The sequence below is a fragment of the Streptomyces sp. NPDC051286 genome (assembly GCF_044455345.1).
Classification (GTDB): domain Bacteria; phylum Actinomycetota; class Actinomycetes; order Streptomycetales; family Streptomycetaceae; genus Streptomyces.
Genome location: NZ_JBITER010000011.1, coordinates 20,119 through 36,518 on the forward strand (window position 1 = coordinate 20,119; position 16,400 = coordinate 36,518).

Genomic DNA, 16,400 nt, shown 5'->3' on the forward strand with positions numbered 1-16,400 from the left:
GTGGGGCGACGTGTTTGGTGATCCGCAACTGGGTAATCTTGCCGGGCGATCGGCTGCCGGATGTGAGCAACTGGAGATCCACGCATGACGGTTCTTCGGTCACCTGACGCGCCGGCAGGGGGTTGTCGGAGGCGCGGATGTGCGCGGACGGAAGGGTATGCCCAGTGACGACCGACATCGATTCCATCACCGGTGTCCGGCAGACGGTCGCCGTAGTCCTCCCCGTCCGGCTGCCTTCCCCTCCTCCCTGGGCCGAAGGCCCCATACCCTTCGAGCTCGACAGCCGAAGAACCGACGCGGCAACCCGGCAGACCTATTACACCCCCGCCGCCGCGCGCGCTCTCTACGGAACCCGCGAACGACCCTGTCGCTGGCACCGGTTCACGGACATCACGCATCGGTCCCTGCACCTGCACGGCATGGAAATCCTGCGCACGGTCAAGACCCAGGACCGTTCAGCGCACCGGGCCGACCGCACCCGAGTTGGCGTGGTTCAAGAGCAGTTACAGCACAGGTAACGGCGGCGAGTGCGTACAGATTGCCGTCGCGGCTATGCATGTGCACATCCGTGACTCGAAGCAGGTCGGCGGCCCCATGCTGACCGTCCGACCCGAGGCATGGGCAGGGCTACTGGGATTTGCCACCGGACGGGAGGCCCGCTGAGGTAGCGCAAGCCGGAAGGGTCCTGCCGCACGCTGTACCGGCGCAGCGGCGGGACCCTCCCCCGCGTCCCCGGACTATTCGTTCACGCCCTCCTCGCGGCGGATCATCTGTCAGTGCCTGTTTCTGAACCTGACGGTGTAGGTCAGTGGCGGTCAGCCGGAGCATCGGAGAACCGTCCCGTTCGCGAAAACGTCACCGTGGCGGAACCGCGAACAGAAGTCGTGGGCTCCGTGCAACTGCGGCAGACAGCGAGAGCACCCGCCGCCGCCGGGGAGCCGTGCTGAATGGTCCTCAGGCCAGCGCTTCCATCCCCATGTGGCCCATGACGACAATGGAGCTGAGCTCTCCGTTTTCCGTACGACCGAGCCAGGCTACGGAAAGTCCTTCAGTGGCGGAAAAGGTGAGGAGGTCTGCGCCCCGGGCCTCATCACGGACCATCTCGAACTCGCCGCCGCCCAGGCTCTCGGTGTCACGGGACACGAGCGTGCCCGGTGCTGTCCTGCGCTGCTCCCAGAACTTGCGGAACGGCGCTGTCAGAGCAGGCCACGCTGTCGCGTCGCCGAAGCTGCCCGTGGAAGTGTCCGTGTTGAATCCCACCTGGTCGCCCTGACGAAGGCGTTCGATGTCGTCGCCTTCGGCGAGGCCCATTTCCCAGACCGCCACCGTGCCTTCCCGCACGCACAGGTGCGTCGCGGCCACCTCACGGCCGGAGAAGTACTCCCCCAAGAACTCGTACGGCGCTTCCGTCCATGCCGCATCCACCCTGAATGCACCTGGAGGGATCCGAACCGCGAGCTCCCGCGGCACCCCGTCTTCGTCCTCCAGCCATGGGGTGTCCACCACGAGCCGGCCGCTTGGCACGCGGATCGATGTCACCCGAGCCACTTCCACCACCTCAACGAACGTCCGTTGATCATCACGCCGCACCCCCAGCCGGGTGCCCGGCGTGAACACCGCATCGAGATAGGCGCGCACCTCCGGCGCCGCAACCAGTCGACCATCCCCCACGTATGCCACCCTGTGTCCTCACCACGACCCAACCAGAACTCACGACGATAGGCCCTCACTCGGACATCGCATGTGCGGCGGGCAAGGCGGCGAGATGTGCCGGTAGTCCGCACCGAGGGCTTCCATCGACACCCCGTCCTCCTTGCGGGCCACCGTCCTGCGCGGCCCAGTCACCGACATCGGCTCCTCCACCACAGTCTCGGCCGCGGCCGGCCCAGGGACCCCCGCCGCGGTGGGCGCATCATGCTCAGCCAGCGCCTCGAGATACTGCTCCAGGCCGATCACCCGGTGGTTCAGCACCTCTTCCGCCTCTGCGAGAACTGCCCGCACACGCTCGAACTCGGCCCGCAACTCCTCCACCCGCACCAGCGCGGCCTTCTCACGGCACTCGAGCACTGCCCGCATCGACGGCATCTGCCACCCCCACGTCACCTACGACGAACAAGACGGCCAAAGCCATGCCTCGACAACGCGGACATCGCGCCTGACTTGTGGAAACTCGCACATCAGATTCGGAAAAGAAACGGCTACTCACGCCGCCCGCCGTGCGCTGCGGTCCAGGCTGGACTTGAAACCCTTGTCGGTTCCGAAGTACTGCCGTCCCATGCCGGCGATGGTGTCGATGTGAACGGCCATCTTGTCGGCGAAGGCCTTGCCGACGTTGTCCTTGTCGTTGACGACGGCGGCAGCCCGGACCTTCGCGTCATGTTTGGCCTCGTTGAACGGCTGGATGACGTCCTGCTTGGCGAAGTGCGCACTGAACTTGGTGCATTGAAGTTGCCGATCAGTTCGGACAGCAGCTTCTTCTCCGCCTGCGGCGCCACCGGCCCCTTCGCAGGCAGTCCTCAAGGTGGCGTAGCAACTGGACGCGGTAGTTATCCATGGGCGACCTGACCTGCTTCCGCACTCCGCATCCGTGGGTGACAGTGTCTTGAAGGTTCGTGAGGCTCGCGCGGGTGGACTGGAACTGGGTGTTCGTGTAGGGATGCCCTGACCGGGGTAGCGCCTGTTCAGGCTGCCAGTGGATCGGTGGACCGGCGGACCGGCCGACAGCGTGCGAGGGGCGTGACCGTGGGAACCTGGGAGTTCGAGAACGCGCGGAGCTGGACGGAGTACGGGCGGCGCCAGCTTGACCGGGGATATCTTCCGCCCGTGGCTGACTCCATCGACTGGGGGTTCTGGGGCGAGGGCCCCGGAACGGAGGCCCTCGGCGAGGTCAGTGGCAAACGAGTTCTCGACATAGGCTGCGGCACCGGTCGCTACGCCGCTCACGTCGCCCGCGCGTGCGGCGCCCAGGTCGACGCGATCGATTCATCGGCCACGCAACTCCGGCGTGCTCTCGGCCAGTACGGGAACACCCACGGGCTGAGTTTCGTGCACGGCGACGCGGTTGAGTACGCGCGAGCCGGTGCGCCGTACGACGTCGTCTACTCCGTACACGCTCTGGGCTACATCGACCCGGACCGGTCGCTGCCTGCCATCCGGGATGCACTCCGGACCGGCGGCCGGCTGGTGTTCTCGGTTCTGCACACCGACGCGGACGGGGCGGGTCCCTCGGAGACTGTGCGGCCACGAAGGGCGGAAGTACGCCTACGCGACCACACTCCTCTCCCCGTGCACATGTGGGTGATCGCGCCGAGCCTGTGGGAAGAGCTTTTGGTCCGGCATGGGTTCGACGTCGAAGGCATCGAGATCCTGGCCGCTCCGGACGCGGGCAACCCGGTGCGATGCCAGCTCATCAGCGGCGTGTGCTCAAGGCCGTAACAGCTGTGCCCAGTGGTCTCGGGGGTGTACGGCATCTCAACCTGTCGGCGGTCGTTGCGTGGCTTCCCACGCACGACAGCCTTTCTGCACCTCGATCGTGATCGATCAGCCCATCAGCTTCGCGTTCACGCCCGCGACGAACTCGTACAGTGGCCCCTCCGTGATGATCCCGTCGCCCAGCCCCACACGCTCCGGAGCCACGTCGATCACGGTCACGACGGTGCTCCCCAGGCCGATGACCACCCACCACCGCCGACCGTCGACGTCCACGCTCCAGGTGGACTTGACCCACTTGCCGGTGTCGGTCCGTACGTCGGCGGAGACCAGTTCCCAGGCACCCGGATCGAACTCGACGAGCCGGTCTGTCGGCGCGTGCCGTCCTGCCAGCCGCTCCAGCGCGTGCCGGCCGGTTCGTAGCGACACAGGCGCCCTCATGATGTGTCGCACCCGCGTGAACAGTGCGTCCGGACCGGTCCGGACATGGAATCGTGCGGTGGCGAAGCGAGGGGTCACGCTCGCGCCCCCGGCTCGCTCGCCCCGGACAGCGCGGTGACCAGAGTGGCCAGCGCCGAAGCCAGCGCGGTGAGGCCGGGGCCGGCAGGTCCGCCCGGCTCGGACATGTAGACATCGCGACGGATCTCGATCATCAGGGCGCTGACGCGCGGGTCCGTGCCGTAGTGCTTCAGCGGTACGTACGTACCGGTGAAGGGGGTGTTGATGCCGGTGCCCCCGAAACCGGCGAACGCCTTCTCGGCCTGGGCGAGGATTTCCGGCGGAGTGTGGAAGGGGTCGGTACCCAGGCAGATCGGCGGGCGCGGTCCGGAGCCGTGGAGTTCGTAGGGGAGCGGGGCCGTCGGGTAGGAGTGGACGTCGATGATGACGACGCGGCCGGTCGCGGCCAGCCGTTCGTCGACGGCGGCGGTCATGGCTTCGGCGTAGGGGCGGAAGTAGCGGTCGATCAGGGGCTCCGGATCCACATCCGGTGAGCGGAGCTGCTCGCGATGCGTGGTCTGCGTATAGACCGCGCCCATGCCGACCGCCGCCATCTCCTCGCGCTCGTCGGGGAACCGTTCGGGATCGATGACGAGCCGCGACAGGCCGTTGATGAATCGCCAGGGCGTGACGGGAGCAGCCAGAGCGGCCTTGGCGGCCAACTCGGCCGTGTGGGAGTCCGTGATGTGGGCGAGCTCCAGCTCCAGGGCCCTGTCGTCCAGTTTGATTCCGCTACGCACCTGCTCGGGGATGTGGCGAGCCGAGTGCGGAACATGCAGCAGGATCGATGAGGCGACCCCGCCGGGCAGAAGGCGGAACGGCTGGTGCGCGAGAACCATAGAGGATTCCTTCGGGGCGGATCGTCGCTGGGTACATCGACGAGGCGGAGTGCCGGGCTTGCGGCACTCCGCCTCGTCATATCCGATTGTCTGCCAACGGTGTTCGAGTGGGGCGACTGGGGTGACGGGTGTGCGGGGGCTTGGATCCGCTATCGGGCGGAAGCGATCACCGGGTAGTGGTCGGAGAGGTTCGTGTACGTGTAGTCCGTGCCCCAGCTGGAGACGGTCCAGGGCGCGCTCTGCTCCTTGACCACCTCGTTCGTCCAGCCCGCCGGCTTCGCGTGCCCGGTGCGGTACAGGACGTAGTCGAGGTCCTCGCGGGGGTCGTCGGGGTAGCGGTCAGCGCCGATCGAGTTGTCCTGGGTGTCGAAGGAGTACGGGTGCCCGGTGCGGGCATCGGCTCCGGTCAGTCCGGCGTCGGCGAGCATCGACGCGTACTCGGGGGAGCGGGAGTCGACGTTCATGTCGCCTGCCACGATGACCTGTTCGGACGCGGGGATGTTCTTGGTGTCGAGGAAGGCATCGATCTGCTTGAACTGCCGGCTGCGCATCTGCGCCGCCTCGCCCGCATTGCATCCCGGGTCGGTCGACTGGGCGTGGGTCCCCACCACATGCACCTTGGTGCCGTTGACGTTCAGTTGGGTGTAGACGAAGCCCTTGTTGGCCCACCAGTCGGCGCCGCAGGCGTCCTTGTAGATGAACTGTTCCTTGCGGACGATCGGCCACTTGCTGAGTACCGTGACCCCGCCGTCCTCCGGGGTGGTGGCCGAGTAGGAGCCGCCCGTGGCGTCCCAGCCGCTCTTGCTCCGGCCCATCACCGGTGTCTGATAGGGGTATTGAGCGGATGCTGTCCGTGCCAGAGCGTCGGAGGCGGAGTTGTCGAACGCCTCCTGGAGGACGACCACGTCGTTGCCCTGGAAGAAGGACGTCTTCGGTATTTCCGCGGCTCGGTGGTCCTGTCCCCAGTTCGGGTAGAGGTTCTTGCTCATCAGGAACGTGTTGTACGTGAGCACGCGCAAGGACGGGACGTCGGCCGCCGACGCCTGAGGGGCGTTGGCGATCAGTGTGACGGCGGCGAGCGCGGCGGACAGAGTCACGCCGGAGGTGCGGCGGAGCGCGGTGAGCGGCACGGGGTCTCCTGTATCTGCTGATGGGGGGTGGAACAGGCAACACACATCCAATCAGCGGGAGTTACCCGTGGGTAGACGCCGGGTGTCGGGAGTCCCTCCACCGGCGTACCAATGATGGTGGAGGCCTCATCGGACGTCCCGTCAGCGGGCGGTGGCGTAGACGATGAGGTTGTCCACCGGGTGGCCCTGGGCGTCGAATGCGCCGTCGCAGGTGATCAGACGGAGGGCCCGGTCGTCGGTCCTGCCGTACACCTTCTTCGTGGGGAACGCCTTCTTGCTCACGGACTCCATACCGGTGACGGTGAAGTGGGTTGCCTGGCCCCGCTCGTTGCGCACGACTACATCCGCGCCCTTGCCGATCTTCTTCAGGTCGTGGAAGACGGCCCTGCCGAACCGGGTGTCGTTGTGTCCGATGAGGACGGCTGCTCCGCGCTCGCCCGGGATCGCACCTCCGGTGTACCAGCCTGCCGTCATGCCCTTCTCCGCCGACGGGACCTCGACGGTGCCGTCCGCGTTGAGACCGAGCGGCATCAGGGAACTGGTTACTCCGATCGAGGGGATGGCCACCTGAGCGGGAGCCGCGGGCTGTTCCGCCCCGGGGGAAGCGAGGGAAGCGGGGGAGTGCGTGGGGGAGCGGGCGGGGGGTGGTGGCTCCGCGGCGTGGGATGCGCAGCCGGTGAGGAGGGCGAGCGTGAGGCAGGCGACAGTTGGCAGGGCGGCGGACCGCCGGGGTGTGTGGTGTGCAGGGGACATGCATGCTCCAGAACAGGAGACAGAAGGTGCGGAGACGGGCGGTGGCGCCGCCCCTGAAGGACGGCGCCACGTGGAGGTCAGCCGTTGCGGTGTGCGGTCGTGCGGCGGCGGCGCAGCACGAGAGTGCCCGCGCCCCCGAGCAGGGCCGCGGCGGCGACCGAACCCGCGACGGCGGCGGTGGTGTTGCTCGTCGTGCCGATCGGACGCTCGCCCGCGGCCACGCCGCCGCGGGGCTCGGCGGAGCCATGCCTCAAGCGCACGGCCGGGGTCGCGCTGGGCTCATCGCCGGCGGCCACGCCGCCGCGGGGCGCCACCGACGGTCCCTCGCCACGCGCGGGACTGCTCGACCCGGCTTCCGGAGTGGGTGCCGGGGTCCCCTCGGCGGACGTCACCGAAGGACTGGGGGTTCCGTCGGAGGGGACCGACGCGAAGGCCGTGGCGGAGGGGAAGAGTACTGCGCCCGCCGCGACGGCGGTGAGGACGGCGGTGCGCAGGGTCGGACGGGGACGGTGGGACATACGTGGCTCCAGTTCCAGCCCGGCCTTGGTGGTGCCTGGATGCCGATTCGCACCAGGCGCCGGGCGTGCCGTCAGCCTCGCGTGAACTTATGAAGAAGCTGTCAGATCGCTGTGGTCATCGCATCAGCCCTGATGGTCCGGGGCGGGCTCGTCCGGACGGTCCGACGGTTTCAGCGGCCGGGCCGCCGGTGTGCGATGCGGGCTCGCAGGCAGGCGCAGCGTGAAGACCGAGCCCTTCCCCTCCGTACTCGCGGCGCTCACCGCGCCACCATGGGCCTCGGCGAGTTTGCGGACGATGGCCAGGCCGAGGCCGCTGCCGCCGGTGCGGCGGCTCCGCGACTTCTCCGCGCGCCAGAAACGGTCGAAGACATAGGGGAGGTCCTCGGGCGAGATACCGCTGCCGGTGTCCTCGACGTCCACGACCACCTCGTCACCTGACTCGGAGCCGTACGCGCGCAGGGCCACGTGTCCGTCCGGAGCTGTGTGGCGTATCGCGTTGGACACCAGGTTGCCGAGGGCCTGCCGCAGCCGTACCGGGTCGGCGGTCAGGGGAAGAGGAGGGGGCCCGGGGGCGGCCGTGCGTACCGTCAGCGTCACTCCGGCCGTCTCGGCGCGGGCCTGGTGAGCCGCGGCGACCTGGCCGAGGAGGTCGTCGATCCGTACCGGCGCCGGGTGCAGACGCAGTGCGCCGGCGTCGGCCGCGGCCAGGTCCTGGAGGTCGTCGACGATGTGCTGCAGTTGAACGGCCTCCTCCAGGAGCGAGGAGACGAAAGCCGCGTCGAGGTCGGCTACGCCGTCCTGCGCCGCCTCCAGCCAGCCGCGGATGTTGCTCAGCGGAGTGCGCAACTCGTGGGCGACGTCGCTGACCATCACCTTCCGCTGTTCCTCAAGGCGTGCACGATGCGCCGTCATGTCGTTGAAGGTGGCGGCCAGTCGCCCGATCTCATTGTCCGTCGTGACCGGTACGGGCGCCGACTCCTCACCGTCCCGCATCCGCTCGGCGGCACCGGTGAGCGCGTGCAGCGGCCGTATGAGCCGGACTCCTGCCAGTACCGAGGCGCCGACGGTGAGGGCGAGGACCAGGGCCGCGACACCGGCGATACGGGCGGTGTTCGCCGGTGAGAGATCGAAACCGGGGACGGTGGCGCCGCCCGCGTCCCCGATGAACAGCAGCGCGGGCGAGGCGACGTACGAACTGAGCTGCTCGCGGCGGGCGGCGCCGACGCACGACGCGATCGCCCGGTCGTTGTCACTGCTCTGAACGGCCGGCACAGGGACAGGGGTGGCGAGGCGGCGGGCCGGGCCCGTGCTGGGTTCCGGCTCGGTGTCCCCCCAGGAGAGGTCCAGGCGCAGCTGGACACCCGCGCGGCCCTGCCGGTCCAGGCAGGCGTTGGTCAGCTGATTGAGCGCGCCGAGTGCCTTCTTCTCGGTTTCGGTGGGACCGTCCAGCGCGTCGGTCGAGCACCTGGTGCCCAGGATGCGGTCGGGGGCGTTGCCGACGATCTGGATGCGGGGGCGCCCGCTCGGTCCCTCGACGACGTCCGAGGCGATCCCGGCGTCGTTCAGGCACGCCACACCCCGGTCGGCGGTGCGACGCAATTGCGTGCGTTCCGCCGCGGGCAGACGGAATGGTCCGACGGCCCGCGGGTCGACTCGGTCGGCCGCGGTGCCGGTCGCTCCGGAGGACTGCGCCGCCAGAGCTGTGTCCACGGAGAGCGGGTCGACCAGGGCCGATGCCTGCGTGGGAAGCGCGGGCGGGGACGCCCCTGTCGCCGAGTCGGCGATGATCTCCCGGCCCTCGGTGGTCAGGGCGATCCGGCGGCCCGACTGCGTCGCCAGTTCGTGCACCGTCCTCTCGACACCGTCCCACCGGGAATGGCCCGCCGCGTAGCCGAGCAGCTTGTTGTAGATCCGGGCGTCGGCGGTGAGGTTCTGGCCCTGCTCCTGCTTGATGGCACCGGAGGTGGTCTGTACGGCGAGCCAGGCGGTGGCCGCCACCGAGCAGGCCGCCACCAGCGCCGATACGGCCAGCAGCCGCACGAGCAGACTCTTGCGGAGCGGCAGTCGTCGGCGGTCCGGCCGGCCACGGCTACGCACCCGACGCGCCCCTTGCGGGGTCGGTCAGTTTGTACCCGACTCCGAAGACGGTGAGCAGCCGGGACGGCTTCCGCGGGGCCGGCTCGATCTTCTTGCGCAGGTTCATGATGTGTACGTCGACCGTGCGGTCGCTGATGTACCGGTCGAAGCCGTGCAGCTCCTCCAGGAGCCGCTGCCTGCTGAAGACCCGGTCGGGCTCGGCGGCCATCGCGGCGAGGATGCGGAACTCGCCCGGCGTGCATTCCACCGACGTACCGTCGACTGATATCTCGTGCCGGGCCCGGTCAACTCTGAGTCCGCCCACGGAGAGAACCTCATCAGCGGCGTCCGCGGAGGGGGCCGCCTGTCCTGGCCGATTCGTCCGGCGCAGGAGCGTCCGGACCCGGGCCATCAGTTCGCGGGGGCTGTACGGCTTGGTCATGTAGTCGTCCGCACCCAGGTCGAGACCCAGCAGCAGATCGTCCTCGGTGGTCCGGGCCGTCAGGATCAGCACCGCCAGTTCCCGGTGCTCGGCGCGCAGGACACGCACCACATCGAGCCCGTCCGCCCGAGGCATCATGACATCGAGGACCAGCAGGTCGGGCTCCCCGTGCCGCACCTCGTCGAGCGCGGCGAGACCGTCCCCGACGACGGTGACCGCGTGGCCCTCGCGTTCGAGGTAGCGGCGTACGAGTTCGGCCTGTTTCTCGTCGTCTTCGGCGACGATGACGTTTGCGCACACGCGGTTGATCGTAGGGGAGTTCGGGGTGTCGTCCGGTGGCAAGTAGTCGGCGGAGATTCCTTCCGCCGGCGGGCTTTCGGGCACGACGGGTCGGTGTGGCCATTGACCCGCACGAAGTCGGCGGAGGTGGCGGGACCCGTGCGCCGTGACGGGATCCGGGAACGCTCCCGCACCGGTCGAGGCGGATTCCGGCCGGCCTGCTACCTTTGCCCGATCGAACGAGAGGCCCGGGTGCGAACCTGCGGCGCGGGCAGGGCGGCGGTGGAAACCTTGGGTGTACCCCTCCACTGGCTGATCGGCCGCCCCGAGCTGCGGCTGACGGTGCTGGCCGGGCGGGACGGGCTCGACCGGGAGGCCGTCTGGGCCCACAGCATCGATCTGGCCGACCCCGTTCCCTGGCTGAGCGGCGGCGAACTGCTGCTCACCACCGGACTACGACTGCCGGAAGCGGAGGCCGGGCAGCGGGCGTACATCCAGCGCTTGGCGGATGCCGGTGTGGCCGCTGTCGGCTTCGGCACGGGACTCTCGCACCGGCATGTTCCCGCGGCCGTCGTGGACGCGGCCGACAAGGTGGGACTGCCCCTGCTCGAAGTGCCGCTGCCCACGCCGTTCGTCGCGATCACCAAGGCCGTGATGGAACGCCTGGCCGAGCTGCAGTACGAGGGAGTCGTGCGGGCCTCCCGCGTCCAGCCCCGGATGACCCGGGCCGCGCTGCGCGACGGCGCCAGGGCCGTTGTACGGGAACTCGCCGTCTCGACGCACGCCACGGTGCTGTACCTGGACGACGCCGGTGCGGTGCGGGCCGCCCATCCGTCCGGTTCGGCGGGCGTCGACCCCGGTGTGCTCGCCGAGCTGAGGAGCGCCGGCGGGAGCGACCGGGCGACGCAGGCGCTGAGTGCCGGACCGCACGGGGTGGTCGTCGCCCAACAGGTCCGCGTGGGCCCGCGCACCCACGGCAGACTCGTGCTCGCCGCCGACCGGGAACTGACCGCCGTCGACCACCTGTTGCTCGGGCATGCGGCGTCACTGATCGCGCTCCAGGCCGAGAAGCCGCTGCGCCTGCAGGACGAACAGCACCGGGTCAACAGCCTCTTCCTGCGTATGGTCCTGGACGGGGCACTCCCTTTGCGCACCGCCCGTGACCACCTGACGGAGGCCGGCTTCCCGGCCCGCAATGGCATCCGGGTCCTCGTACTGAGCGGGCCGAGCCCTTGGCAAGCCCTCGACACGGTCGGCCCCCGCCTCGCCGAGATCGGTCTGCCGCGCTTCGGTGCCGTACGCGAGGGCCGTGCCGTGCTCCTGCTGCCCGGGGACGGTCCACGGGTGGGGATGCGAGCGGGTGGGGACGACGGTGCCGCAGAGAGCGACCGACGCGGCGGCGCCGCTGGTATCGGCCTCGCCCGGGGCCTTGTCGATGATGCGGTCGCACGGTTCGGGCCGCGCCTCTGGGCCGGGCTCAGCCTTGTGCATGAGCCCGACGCCGGGCAGCAGGCTCTTCACGAGGCGAGCAACGCGGTCGCGGTCGCCGAGGCGCGCGGCCGGTCGGGGCTCGTCGCCTTCGAGTCGCTGGCCGGACACGTGCTCGTCAGCGCCCCCGAGACCCGAGAGGTCCTGCGCCGGATGGCCGCCGAACGGTTCGCGCCGCTATCCGCGCACGACCGGGACAACGGCACGGAACTGCTCGCTTCCCTCCGCGCGTTCCTGGAACATCACGGGCAGTGGGGTGCCGCGTCCGCAGCCCTGGAGGTCCACCGGCACACGTTGCGCAGCCGGATGGAGCGGATCCGGACACTGCTGGGTGTGGATCTCGACTCCGCGCACGTACGGGCCGAGTTGCTGCTCGCGCTGGCCGCCTGGGAGGGGGTGGCGGACCAATGACCGGCCGACCGGCCGGTCGCTGGTCCGCGGGGCGGCGAGCACGCGGCCGGACGCGCAGGGCGCGATGCATGCGCCGGACGCGCCGGAGCGCTGAGCGCGCCGTATGAGCCGGACGAGCCGGACGAGTTGAGCGACCCGGATGAGCCGGGTGCGCCGAGCGCGATGCATGCGCCGGACGTGGCGAACGAGCCGGACCGCTCTGTGTCAGGCCGACGGCCCGGTGGTTTCCTCGGCGAACGCCGCCCCCAGGATCTCCAGGCCTTCCTTCAGCAGCTCGTCCGGTATCGACAACGGCGGCAGGAAGCGCAGCACGTTGCCGTAACTGCCCGCCGTCAGGACCAGAAGCCCCTGCGCGTGGCAGCGGCCCGCGATCCTCGCCGCCAGCTCGGGCGCCGGGCTCCGGGAGCCGTCCGGCGTCACCAGCTCGACGGCTGTCATCGCGCCCCGGCCCCGTACCTCGCCGATCTCCGGGTGGGCAGCCCGCAGCGCGTCGAGGGCGCCGAGCATGAGATCGCCGATCTCCTGTGCCCGCGCGAGCAGTCCATGCGTCTCGATCTCCTCGAAGACCCCGAGCGCCGCTTCGCACGCCACCGGGTTCCCGCTGTACGTACCACCGAGACCACCCGCCGGAACGGCGTCCATCACCTCCGCGCGCCCGGTTACCGCGCCCAGCGGCAGACCGCCGCCGAGTCCCTTGGCCGTGGTGAGCAGATCGGGCTCGATACCCTCGTCCTCACACGCGAACATCCGCCCGGTACGTCCGATACCGGTCTGCACCTCGTCGGCGATCAGCAGAATGCCGCGCTCCCGGCACAGCTCGGCGACGCTGCGCAGGAAGCCGGGAGCCGGTACGACGAAACCGCCCTCGCCCTGGATCGGCTCCACCAGCACAGCAGCCACGTTCTCCGCGCCCACCTGCCGGTCCAGCAGGTCCGCGAGCGCCGCGGCGGCCTCCTCGGCACAGCGCTCCGGACCCGACGGCCAACGGTACGGATAGGCCATCGGGGCGCGGTACACCTCGGGGGCGAACGGGCCGAACCCCTGCCGGTACGGGCGGTTCTTCGCGGTCAGCGACATGGTGAGCAGGGTGCGGCCGTGGAAGGCGTGGTCGAAGACGACGACGGCCGGCCGGCCGGTGGCCGCGCGGGCGATCTTGACCGCGTTCTCCACCGCCTCGGCACCGGAGTTGACGAGCAAGGTGCGCTTCTCGCCGGGCACCGGGGCGAGCCGGTTCAGGGTCTCGCAGACGTCGAGGTAGGAGCGGTAGGGGTTCACCAGGAAGCAGGTATGGGTGAAGCGCTCCAGCTGCGCGACGGCCCGTGCGACGACCCGGGGGGCTGCATTGCCCACCGTCGTCACGGCGATGCCACTGCCGAAGTCGATGAGGGAGTTGCCGTCCGCGTCCGTGATCACGCCACCGCCTGCGGACTCGACGAAGACCGGCAGCGTGGAGCCCACACCGGCCGGGACGAGTCCGCGCTGGCGGGCGAGGAGTTCCCGTGAGCGGGGGCCGGGGATCTCGGTGACGATCCGGCGTTCCTGTGAGAGCCGGGGTCCGCCGACCGGACCGGGAGTGGCAGGCATGGGGTCTCCTCCTGGATGCACGGGGATGGACCGCTGAGCCAACCGTGCACCGGGGCCGGCGGCCATGGACGTGTTGGAGCGCCAACTGTGCGATGGGCGGGACATTCTGTCCACTGCGTGAGGGGCTGCGGCATGCGGAGAATGACGGCCTCGTCATCCCGATGCGCTCCAGGACGTGGTGCGTACGGACGCATACGGAAGGGAACCCCGATGCAGCAGCACGCAGGCAGTGACCGCGCCCCGGAGGCCGCCGCTCCGCCGGAGGGAGTCCCGCGCCTGCGTCACCTGGTGGCGGGGGAGTGGCGCACCGGTGCGGGCGAAGAACTGGTCGACGTCAACCCCGCCCGCCCCGACGAACCGGTCGCGGTGGGGAACATGGCCCGTCCCGCCGATCTGGAAGACGCCGTGGCAGCCGCACGCAAGGTCTTCCCGGACTGGGCGGCCACACCCCATCACGCCCGGGCCCGGATCCTTGCCCGCGCCGCCGACGTGCTCGAAGCACATGCGGCCCAGTGGGGCGAGGAACTGTCCAGGGAGGAAGGGAAGACCCTGCCCGAGGGCATCGGCGAAGTGCGGCGGGCTGCAGAGATCTTCCGCTACTGCGCAGCGGAGGCCGACCGGCCGGCGGGCGAGGTCTTCGCCTCTCCGCGGCCTGGTGAGCAGATTCAGGTGATCCACCGTCCGGTGGGTGTCGTCGCCGCGGTCACCCCGTTCAACTTCCCCATCGCCATCCCCGCGTGGAAGATCGCCCCGGCGCTCGGATACGGCAACACCGTGGTGTGGAAGCCCTCCGGACTCGTGCCGCTGCTCGCCGTGCGCATGGCCGAGGCACTCGTCGAGGCCGGACTGCCGGACGGGGTGCTGTCGCTGTTGATCGGCGACGGTGAGCTGGGCGCGCGGCTCGTCGGCCACCCGGACATCGACGCGGTCACCTTCACCGGATCCACCGCCGTGGGCCGCGACGTCATGGCCGTCTGCGGCCGTCTCGCCCGGCCCGTGCAGACGGAGACGGGCGGCAAGAACGCTGCCGCCGTGCTGTCCGACGCCGACCTCGAACTCGCCGTCGCCGAAGTCCTCGCAGGTGCGTTCCGCTCCACCGGACAGAAGTGCACCGCCACCTCCCGCGTCATCGTGAACGAGCGGATCGCCGACGCGTTCCTCGACCGGCTCGTCACACGCACCGTCGCCCTTCAGGTGGGAGATCCCCTCGACGACGGAGTCCGGATGGGACCGGTGATCTCGCACCGGGCACGCGACACGATCCAGCGTGCCCTGGACGAAGGCGCCGCCCGTGCAGGCGTGAGGATTCTGACCGGTGGCCGGCCCTACGACGACGAGCGTTCCGCCGGCGCCTTTCTGCCGCCCACCGTCGTGGAGCTCGCCGGGGACGACCCACTGTGGCGCGAGGAGCTGTTCGGTCCCGTGGTCGTCGTCCGTCGGGCACCCGATGACGACACCGCACTCGATCTCGTCGGTGACAGCGAATTCGGGCTGGCCGCGGCCGTGTTCACCGATGACCTGCGGGCAGTGACCGCAGCCGTACAGCGCCTGGACGTCGGGGTGCTGCACATCAACTCCGAGACCGCAGGGGCTGATCCGCACGTGCCCTTCGGCGGGGCGAAGGCGAGCGGCTTCGGCCCGAAGGAGCAGGGCCGTGCCGCCCGCGACTTCTTCACCACGACCACCACGGTCTATGTGCGCGCCTCCCGGGCAGGAACCCGATGACCGACGCTTCTCGACTGCCGCTGTCCGGCGTGCTGGTGGCCGACTTCGGCCGGGTGCTCGCGGCACCGTACGCGACCATGCTCCTCGCCGACCTCGGCGCGGATGTGATCAAGGTGGAGCAGCCGGGAACCGGTGACGACACCCGGGCATGGGGTCCGCCGAAGGCACGGGGTGAGGCCACCTATTTTCTCTCCGTCAACCGCAACAAGCGATCCTTCGCCGTGGATCTGCGCGACCCGACGGGCCGCCGCAGGGCGACGGAACTGATCCACCGATCGGACGTGGTGTTCGAGAACTTCCGCCCCGGCACGATGGACAAGTACGGGCTCGCCTACGAGCGGGTCCGCGAACTCAACCCCGGCCTCGTGTACTGCTCGGTGACCGGCTTCGGAGCGGGCAAGGGTGCGGCACTGCCCGGCTACGACCTGCTGATCCAGGCTGTCGGCGGACTGATGAGTGTCACCGGACCGGCCCCCGGGCAACCGGTCAAGACGGGTGTCGCGCTGGTCGACGTACTCACCGGGCTGCATGCCGCGATGGGGGTCATGGCCGCCCTGCGTCATCGGGATGCGACCGGCGAGGGTCAGCATGTCGAGGTCAACCTGCTGTCGTCGCTGCTGTCCGGCATGGTCAACCAGTCCGCCGGCTACACACTGGCCGGTCAGGTGCCGGGCATCCTGGGCAACCGCCATCCGTCGATCGCCCCGTACGAGGTCTACGAGACGGCGGACCGTCCACTCGTCGTCGCCGTCGGCAACGACCGCCAGTTCGCCGCGCTGTGCCAGGGCCTGGACGCGGCCGGTCTGGCCGTGGATCCGCGGTTCGCCACCAACACCGACCGGGTGGCCCACGTCGAGGCGCTCGCCGAAGAGCTGTCCGTACGGCTCCGGCGGCGCGCTGCGGACGAATGGTTCGAGCTCCTCACTCCGCTCGGCGTGCCGTGCGGTCCGGTGAACGACCTCGCCGGCGCCTTCGACCTGGCCGAACAGCTGGGGCTTGCGCCGCGCGTCACTCCGGACGACGCGGGCGCCGAGGCCGAGGGCGGGCACGACGGTCCGATGAACCTCGTGGCCAACCCCATCGGGCTGTCCCGTACCCCGGTCCACTACCCACGGCGCCCGCCCCGGCTGGGCGAGCACACCGACTCCATCGCCGACTGGCTCGACAGCTGACCCGGCCACCGCTGCAACCGGCCCCAACCACTACGTACACCTCCATACACCCCTCC

The 16,400-nt window shown here is 69.9% G+C and carries 17 protein-coding genes; 6 read left to right on the plus strand and 11 right to left on the minus strand.

What is annotated here, in order from left to right:
• The first annotated feature begins 164 nt into the window (after nucleotides 1-164).
• Both ACIBB8_RS13730 and ACIBB8_RS13735 read left to right on the plus strand, forming a co-directional pair.
• Nucleotides 165-518 (plus strand): hypothetical protein, encoded by a 354-nt coding sequence (locus tag ACIBB8_RS13730; protein WP_398951636.1) that lies wholly within the window; start codon nucleotides 165-167, stop codon nucleotides 516-518.
• Entirely contained in the window at nucleotides 484-663 is a 180-nt protein-coding gene (locus tag ACIBB8_RS13735; protein ID WP_398951638.1) for a DUF397 domain-containing protein, read from the plus strand. Before ACIBB8_RS13730 ends, ACIBB8_RS13735 begins: the two co-directional genes overlap by 35 nt.
• A 291-nt stretch (nucleotides 664-954) precedes the next feature.
• Here the strand turns inward: ACIBB8_RS13735 and ACIBB8_RS13740 are convergent, their stop codons facing one another.
• The 3 genes from ACIBB8_RS13740 to ACIBB8_RS13750 form a co-directional block, all read right to left on the minus strand.
• On the minus strand, nucleotides 955-1,680 hold the full coding sequence (locus ACIBB8_RS13740; protein ID WP_398951640.1) for a DUF4241 domain-containing protein: 726 nt from the start codon (nucleotides 1,678-1,680) through the stop codon (nucleotides 955-957).
• 30 nt (nucleotides 1,681-1,710) lie between these two features.
• Nucleotides 1,711-2,076, minus strand: a complete 366-nt coding sequence (locus ACIBB8_RS13745; protein ID WP_398951642.1) for a hypothetical protein — start codon at nucleotides 2,074-2,076, stop codon at nucleotides 1,711-1,713.
• A gap of 126 nt (nucleotides 2,077-2,202) precedes the next feature.
• Nucleotides 2,203-2,520: a hypothetical protein gene (locus ACIBB8_RS13750; RefSeq protein WP_398951644.1), complete on the minus strand. Its 318-nt coding sequence runs from the start codon at nucleotides 2,518-2,520 to the stop codon at nucleotides 2,203-2,205.
• A 303-nt stretch (nucleotides 2,521-2,823) separates the two neighbouring features.
• On the opposite strand from ACIBB8_RS13750, the gene ACIBB8_RS13755 reads away from it, so the two are divergent.
• A complete protein-coding gene (locus ACIBB8_RS13755) occupies nucleotides 2,824-3,435 on the plus strand; it encodes a class I SAM-dependent methyltransferase (protein ID WP_398951646.1) in 612 nt (203 codons plus the stop codon).
• Nucleotides 3,436-3,540: 105 nt separating this feature from the next.
• Here the strand turns inward: ACIBB8_RS13755 and ACIBB8_RS13760 are convergent, their stop codons facing one another.
• The 7 genes from ACIBB8_RS13760 to ACIBB8_RS13790 form a co-directional block, all read right to left on the minus strand.
• Entirely contained in the window at nucleotides 3,541-3,858 is a 318-nt protein-coding gene (locus ACIBB8_RS13760; RefSeq protein ID WP_398951648.1) for a hypothetical protein, read from the minus strand.
• Nucleotides 3,859-3,944: 86 nt separating this feature from the next.
• Entirely contained in the window at nucleotides 3,945-4,766 is an 822-nt protein-coding gene (locus ACIBB8_RS13765) for an N-formylglutamate amidohydrolase (protein ID WP_398951650.1), read from the minus strand.
• A gap of 149 nt (nucleotides 4,767-4,915) precedes the next feature.
• Nucleotides 4,916-5,896 carry a sphingomyelin phosphodiesterase gene (gene sph, locus ACIBB8_RS13770; RefSeq protein WP_398951652.1) on the minus strand — a complete coding sequence of 327 codons (981 nt, stop codon included), beginning with the start codon at nucleotides 5,894-5,896 and terminating at the stop codon, nucleotides 4,916-4,918.
• Between the two features lie 141 nt (nucleotides 5,897-6,037).
• Nucleotides 6,038-6,649, minus strand: coding sequence for a class F sortase (locus ACIBB8_RS13775; RefSeq protein WP_398951654.1), 612 nt, complete (start codon nucleotides 6,647-6,649; stop codon nucleotides 6,038-6,040).
• A gap of 77 nt (nucleotides 6,650-6,726) precedes the next feature.
• A complete protein-coding gene (locus ACIBB8_RS13780; RefSeq protein ID WP_398951656.1) occupies nucleotides 6,727-7,167 on the minus strand; it encodes a hypothetical protein in 441 nt (146 codons plus the stop codon).
• Between the two features lie 123 nt (nucleotides 7,168-7,290).
• Nucleotides 7,291-9,264, minus strand: a complete 1,974-nt coding sequence (locus ACIBB8_RS13785; protein WP_398951658.1) for a sensor histidine kinase — start codon at nucleotides 9,262-9,264, stop codon at nucleotides 7,291-7,293.
• Nucleotides 9,257-9,985 carry a response regulator transcription factor gene (locus tag ACIBB8_RS13790; protein ID WP_398951660.1) on the minus strand — a complete coding sequence of 243 codons (729 nt, stop codon included), beginning with the start codon at nucleotides 9,983-9,985 and terminating at the stop codon, nucleotides 9,257-9,259. Before ACIBB8_RS13790 ends, ACIBB8_RS13785 begins: the two co-directional genes overlap by 8 nt.
• A 261-nt stretch (nucleotides 9,986-10,246) precedes the next feature.
• Here ACIBB8_RS13790 and ACIBB8_RS13795 point away from each other — a divergent pair, with 261 nt between their 5' ends.
• Nucleotides 10,247-11,863, plus strand: coding sequence for a PucR family transcriptional regulator (locus ACIBB8_RS13795; RefSeq protein WP_398951662.1), 1,617 nt, complete (start codon nucleotides 10,247-10,249; stop codon nucleotides 11,861-11,863).
• 204 nt (nucleotides 11,864-12,067) lie between these two features.
• Here the strand turns inward: ACIBB8_RS13795 and gabT are convergent, their stop codons facing one another.
• A complete protein-coding gene (gabT, locus tag ACIBB8_RS13800) occupies nucleotides 12,068-13,447 on the minus strand; it encodes a 4-aminobutyrate--2-oxoglutarate transaminase (protein ID WP_398951664.1) in 1,380 nt (459 codons plus the stop codon).
• 210 nt (nucleotides 13,448-13,657) lie between these two features.
• Here gabT and ACIBB8_RS13805 point away from each other — a divergent pair, with 210 nt between their 5' ends.
• Entirely contained in the window at nucleotides 13,658-15,172 is a 1,515-nt protein-coding gene (locus tag ACIBB8_RS13805; RefSeq protein WP_398951665.1) for an aldehyde dehydrogenase family protein, read from the plus strand.
• Nucleotides 15,169-16,344 (plus strand): CaiB/BaiF CoA transferase family protein, encoded by a 1,176-nt coding sequence (locus tag ACIBB8_RS13810; RefSeq protein WP_398951667.1) that lies wholly within the window; start codon nucleotides 15,169-15,171, stop codon nucleotides 16,342-16,344. Before ACIBB8_RS13805 ends, ACIBB8_RS13810 begins: the two co-directional genes overlap by 4 nt.
• Nucleotides 16,345-16,400: the final 56 nt, after the last annotated feature.

Excerpts from the sequence above, each read along its gene's own strand:
- ACIBB8_RS13745 (WP_398951642.1), bottom strand. The coding sequence starts at position 2,076 with ATGCGGGCAGTGCTCGAGTGCCGTGAGAAGGCCGCGCTGGTGCGGGTG.
- ACIBB8_RS13765 (WP_398951650.1), bottom strand. The coding sequence starts at position 4,766 with ATGGTTCTCGCGCACCAGCCGTTCCGCCTTCTGCCCGGCGGGGTCGCC.
- ACIBB8_RS13775 (WP_398951654.1), bottom strand. The coding sequence starts at position 6,649 with ATGTCCCCTGCACACCACACACCCCGGCGGTCCGCCGCCCTGCCAACT.
- ACIBB8_RS13780 (WP_398951656.1), bottom strand. The coding sequence starts at position 7,167 with ATGTCCCACCGTCCCCGTCCGACCCTGCGCACCGCCGTCCTCACCGCC.
- gabT (WP_398951664.1), bottom strand. The coding sequence starts at position 13,447 with ATGCCTGCCACTCCCGGTCCGGTCGGCGGACCCCGGCTCTCACAGGAA.
- ACIBB8_RS13805 (WP_398951665.1), top strand. The coding sequence starts at position 13,658 with ATGCAGCAGCACGCAGGCAGTGACCGCGCCCCGGAGGCCGCCGCTCCG.
- ACIBB8_RS13810 (WP_398951667.1), top strand. The coding sequence starts at position 15,169 with ATGACCGACGCTTCTCGACTGCCGCTGTCCGGCGTGCTGGTGGCCGAC.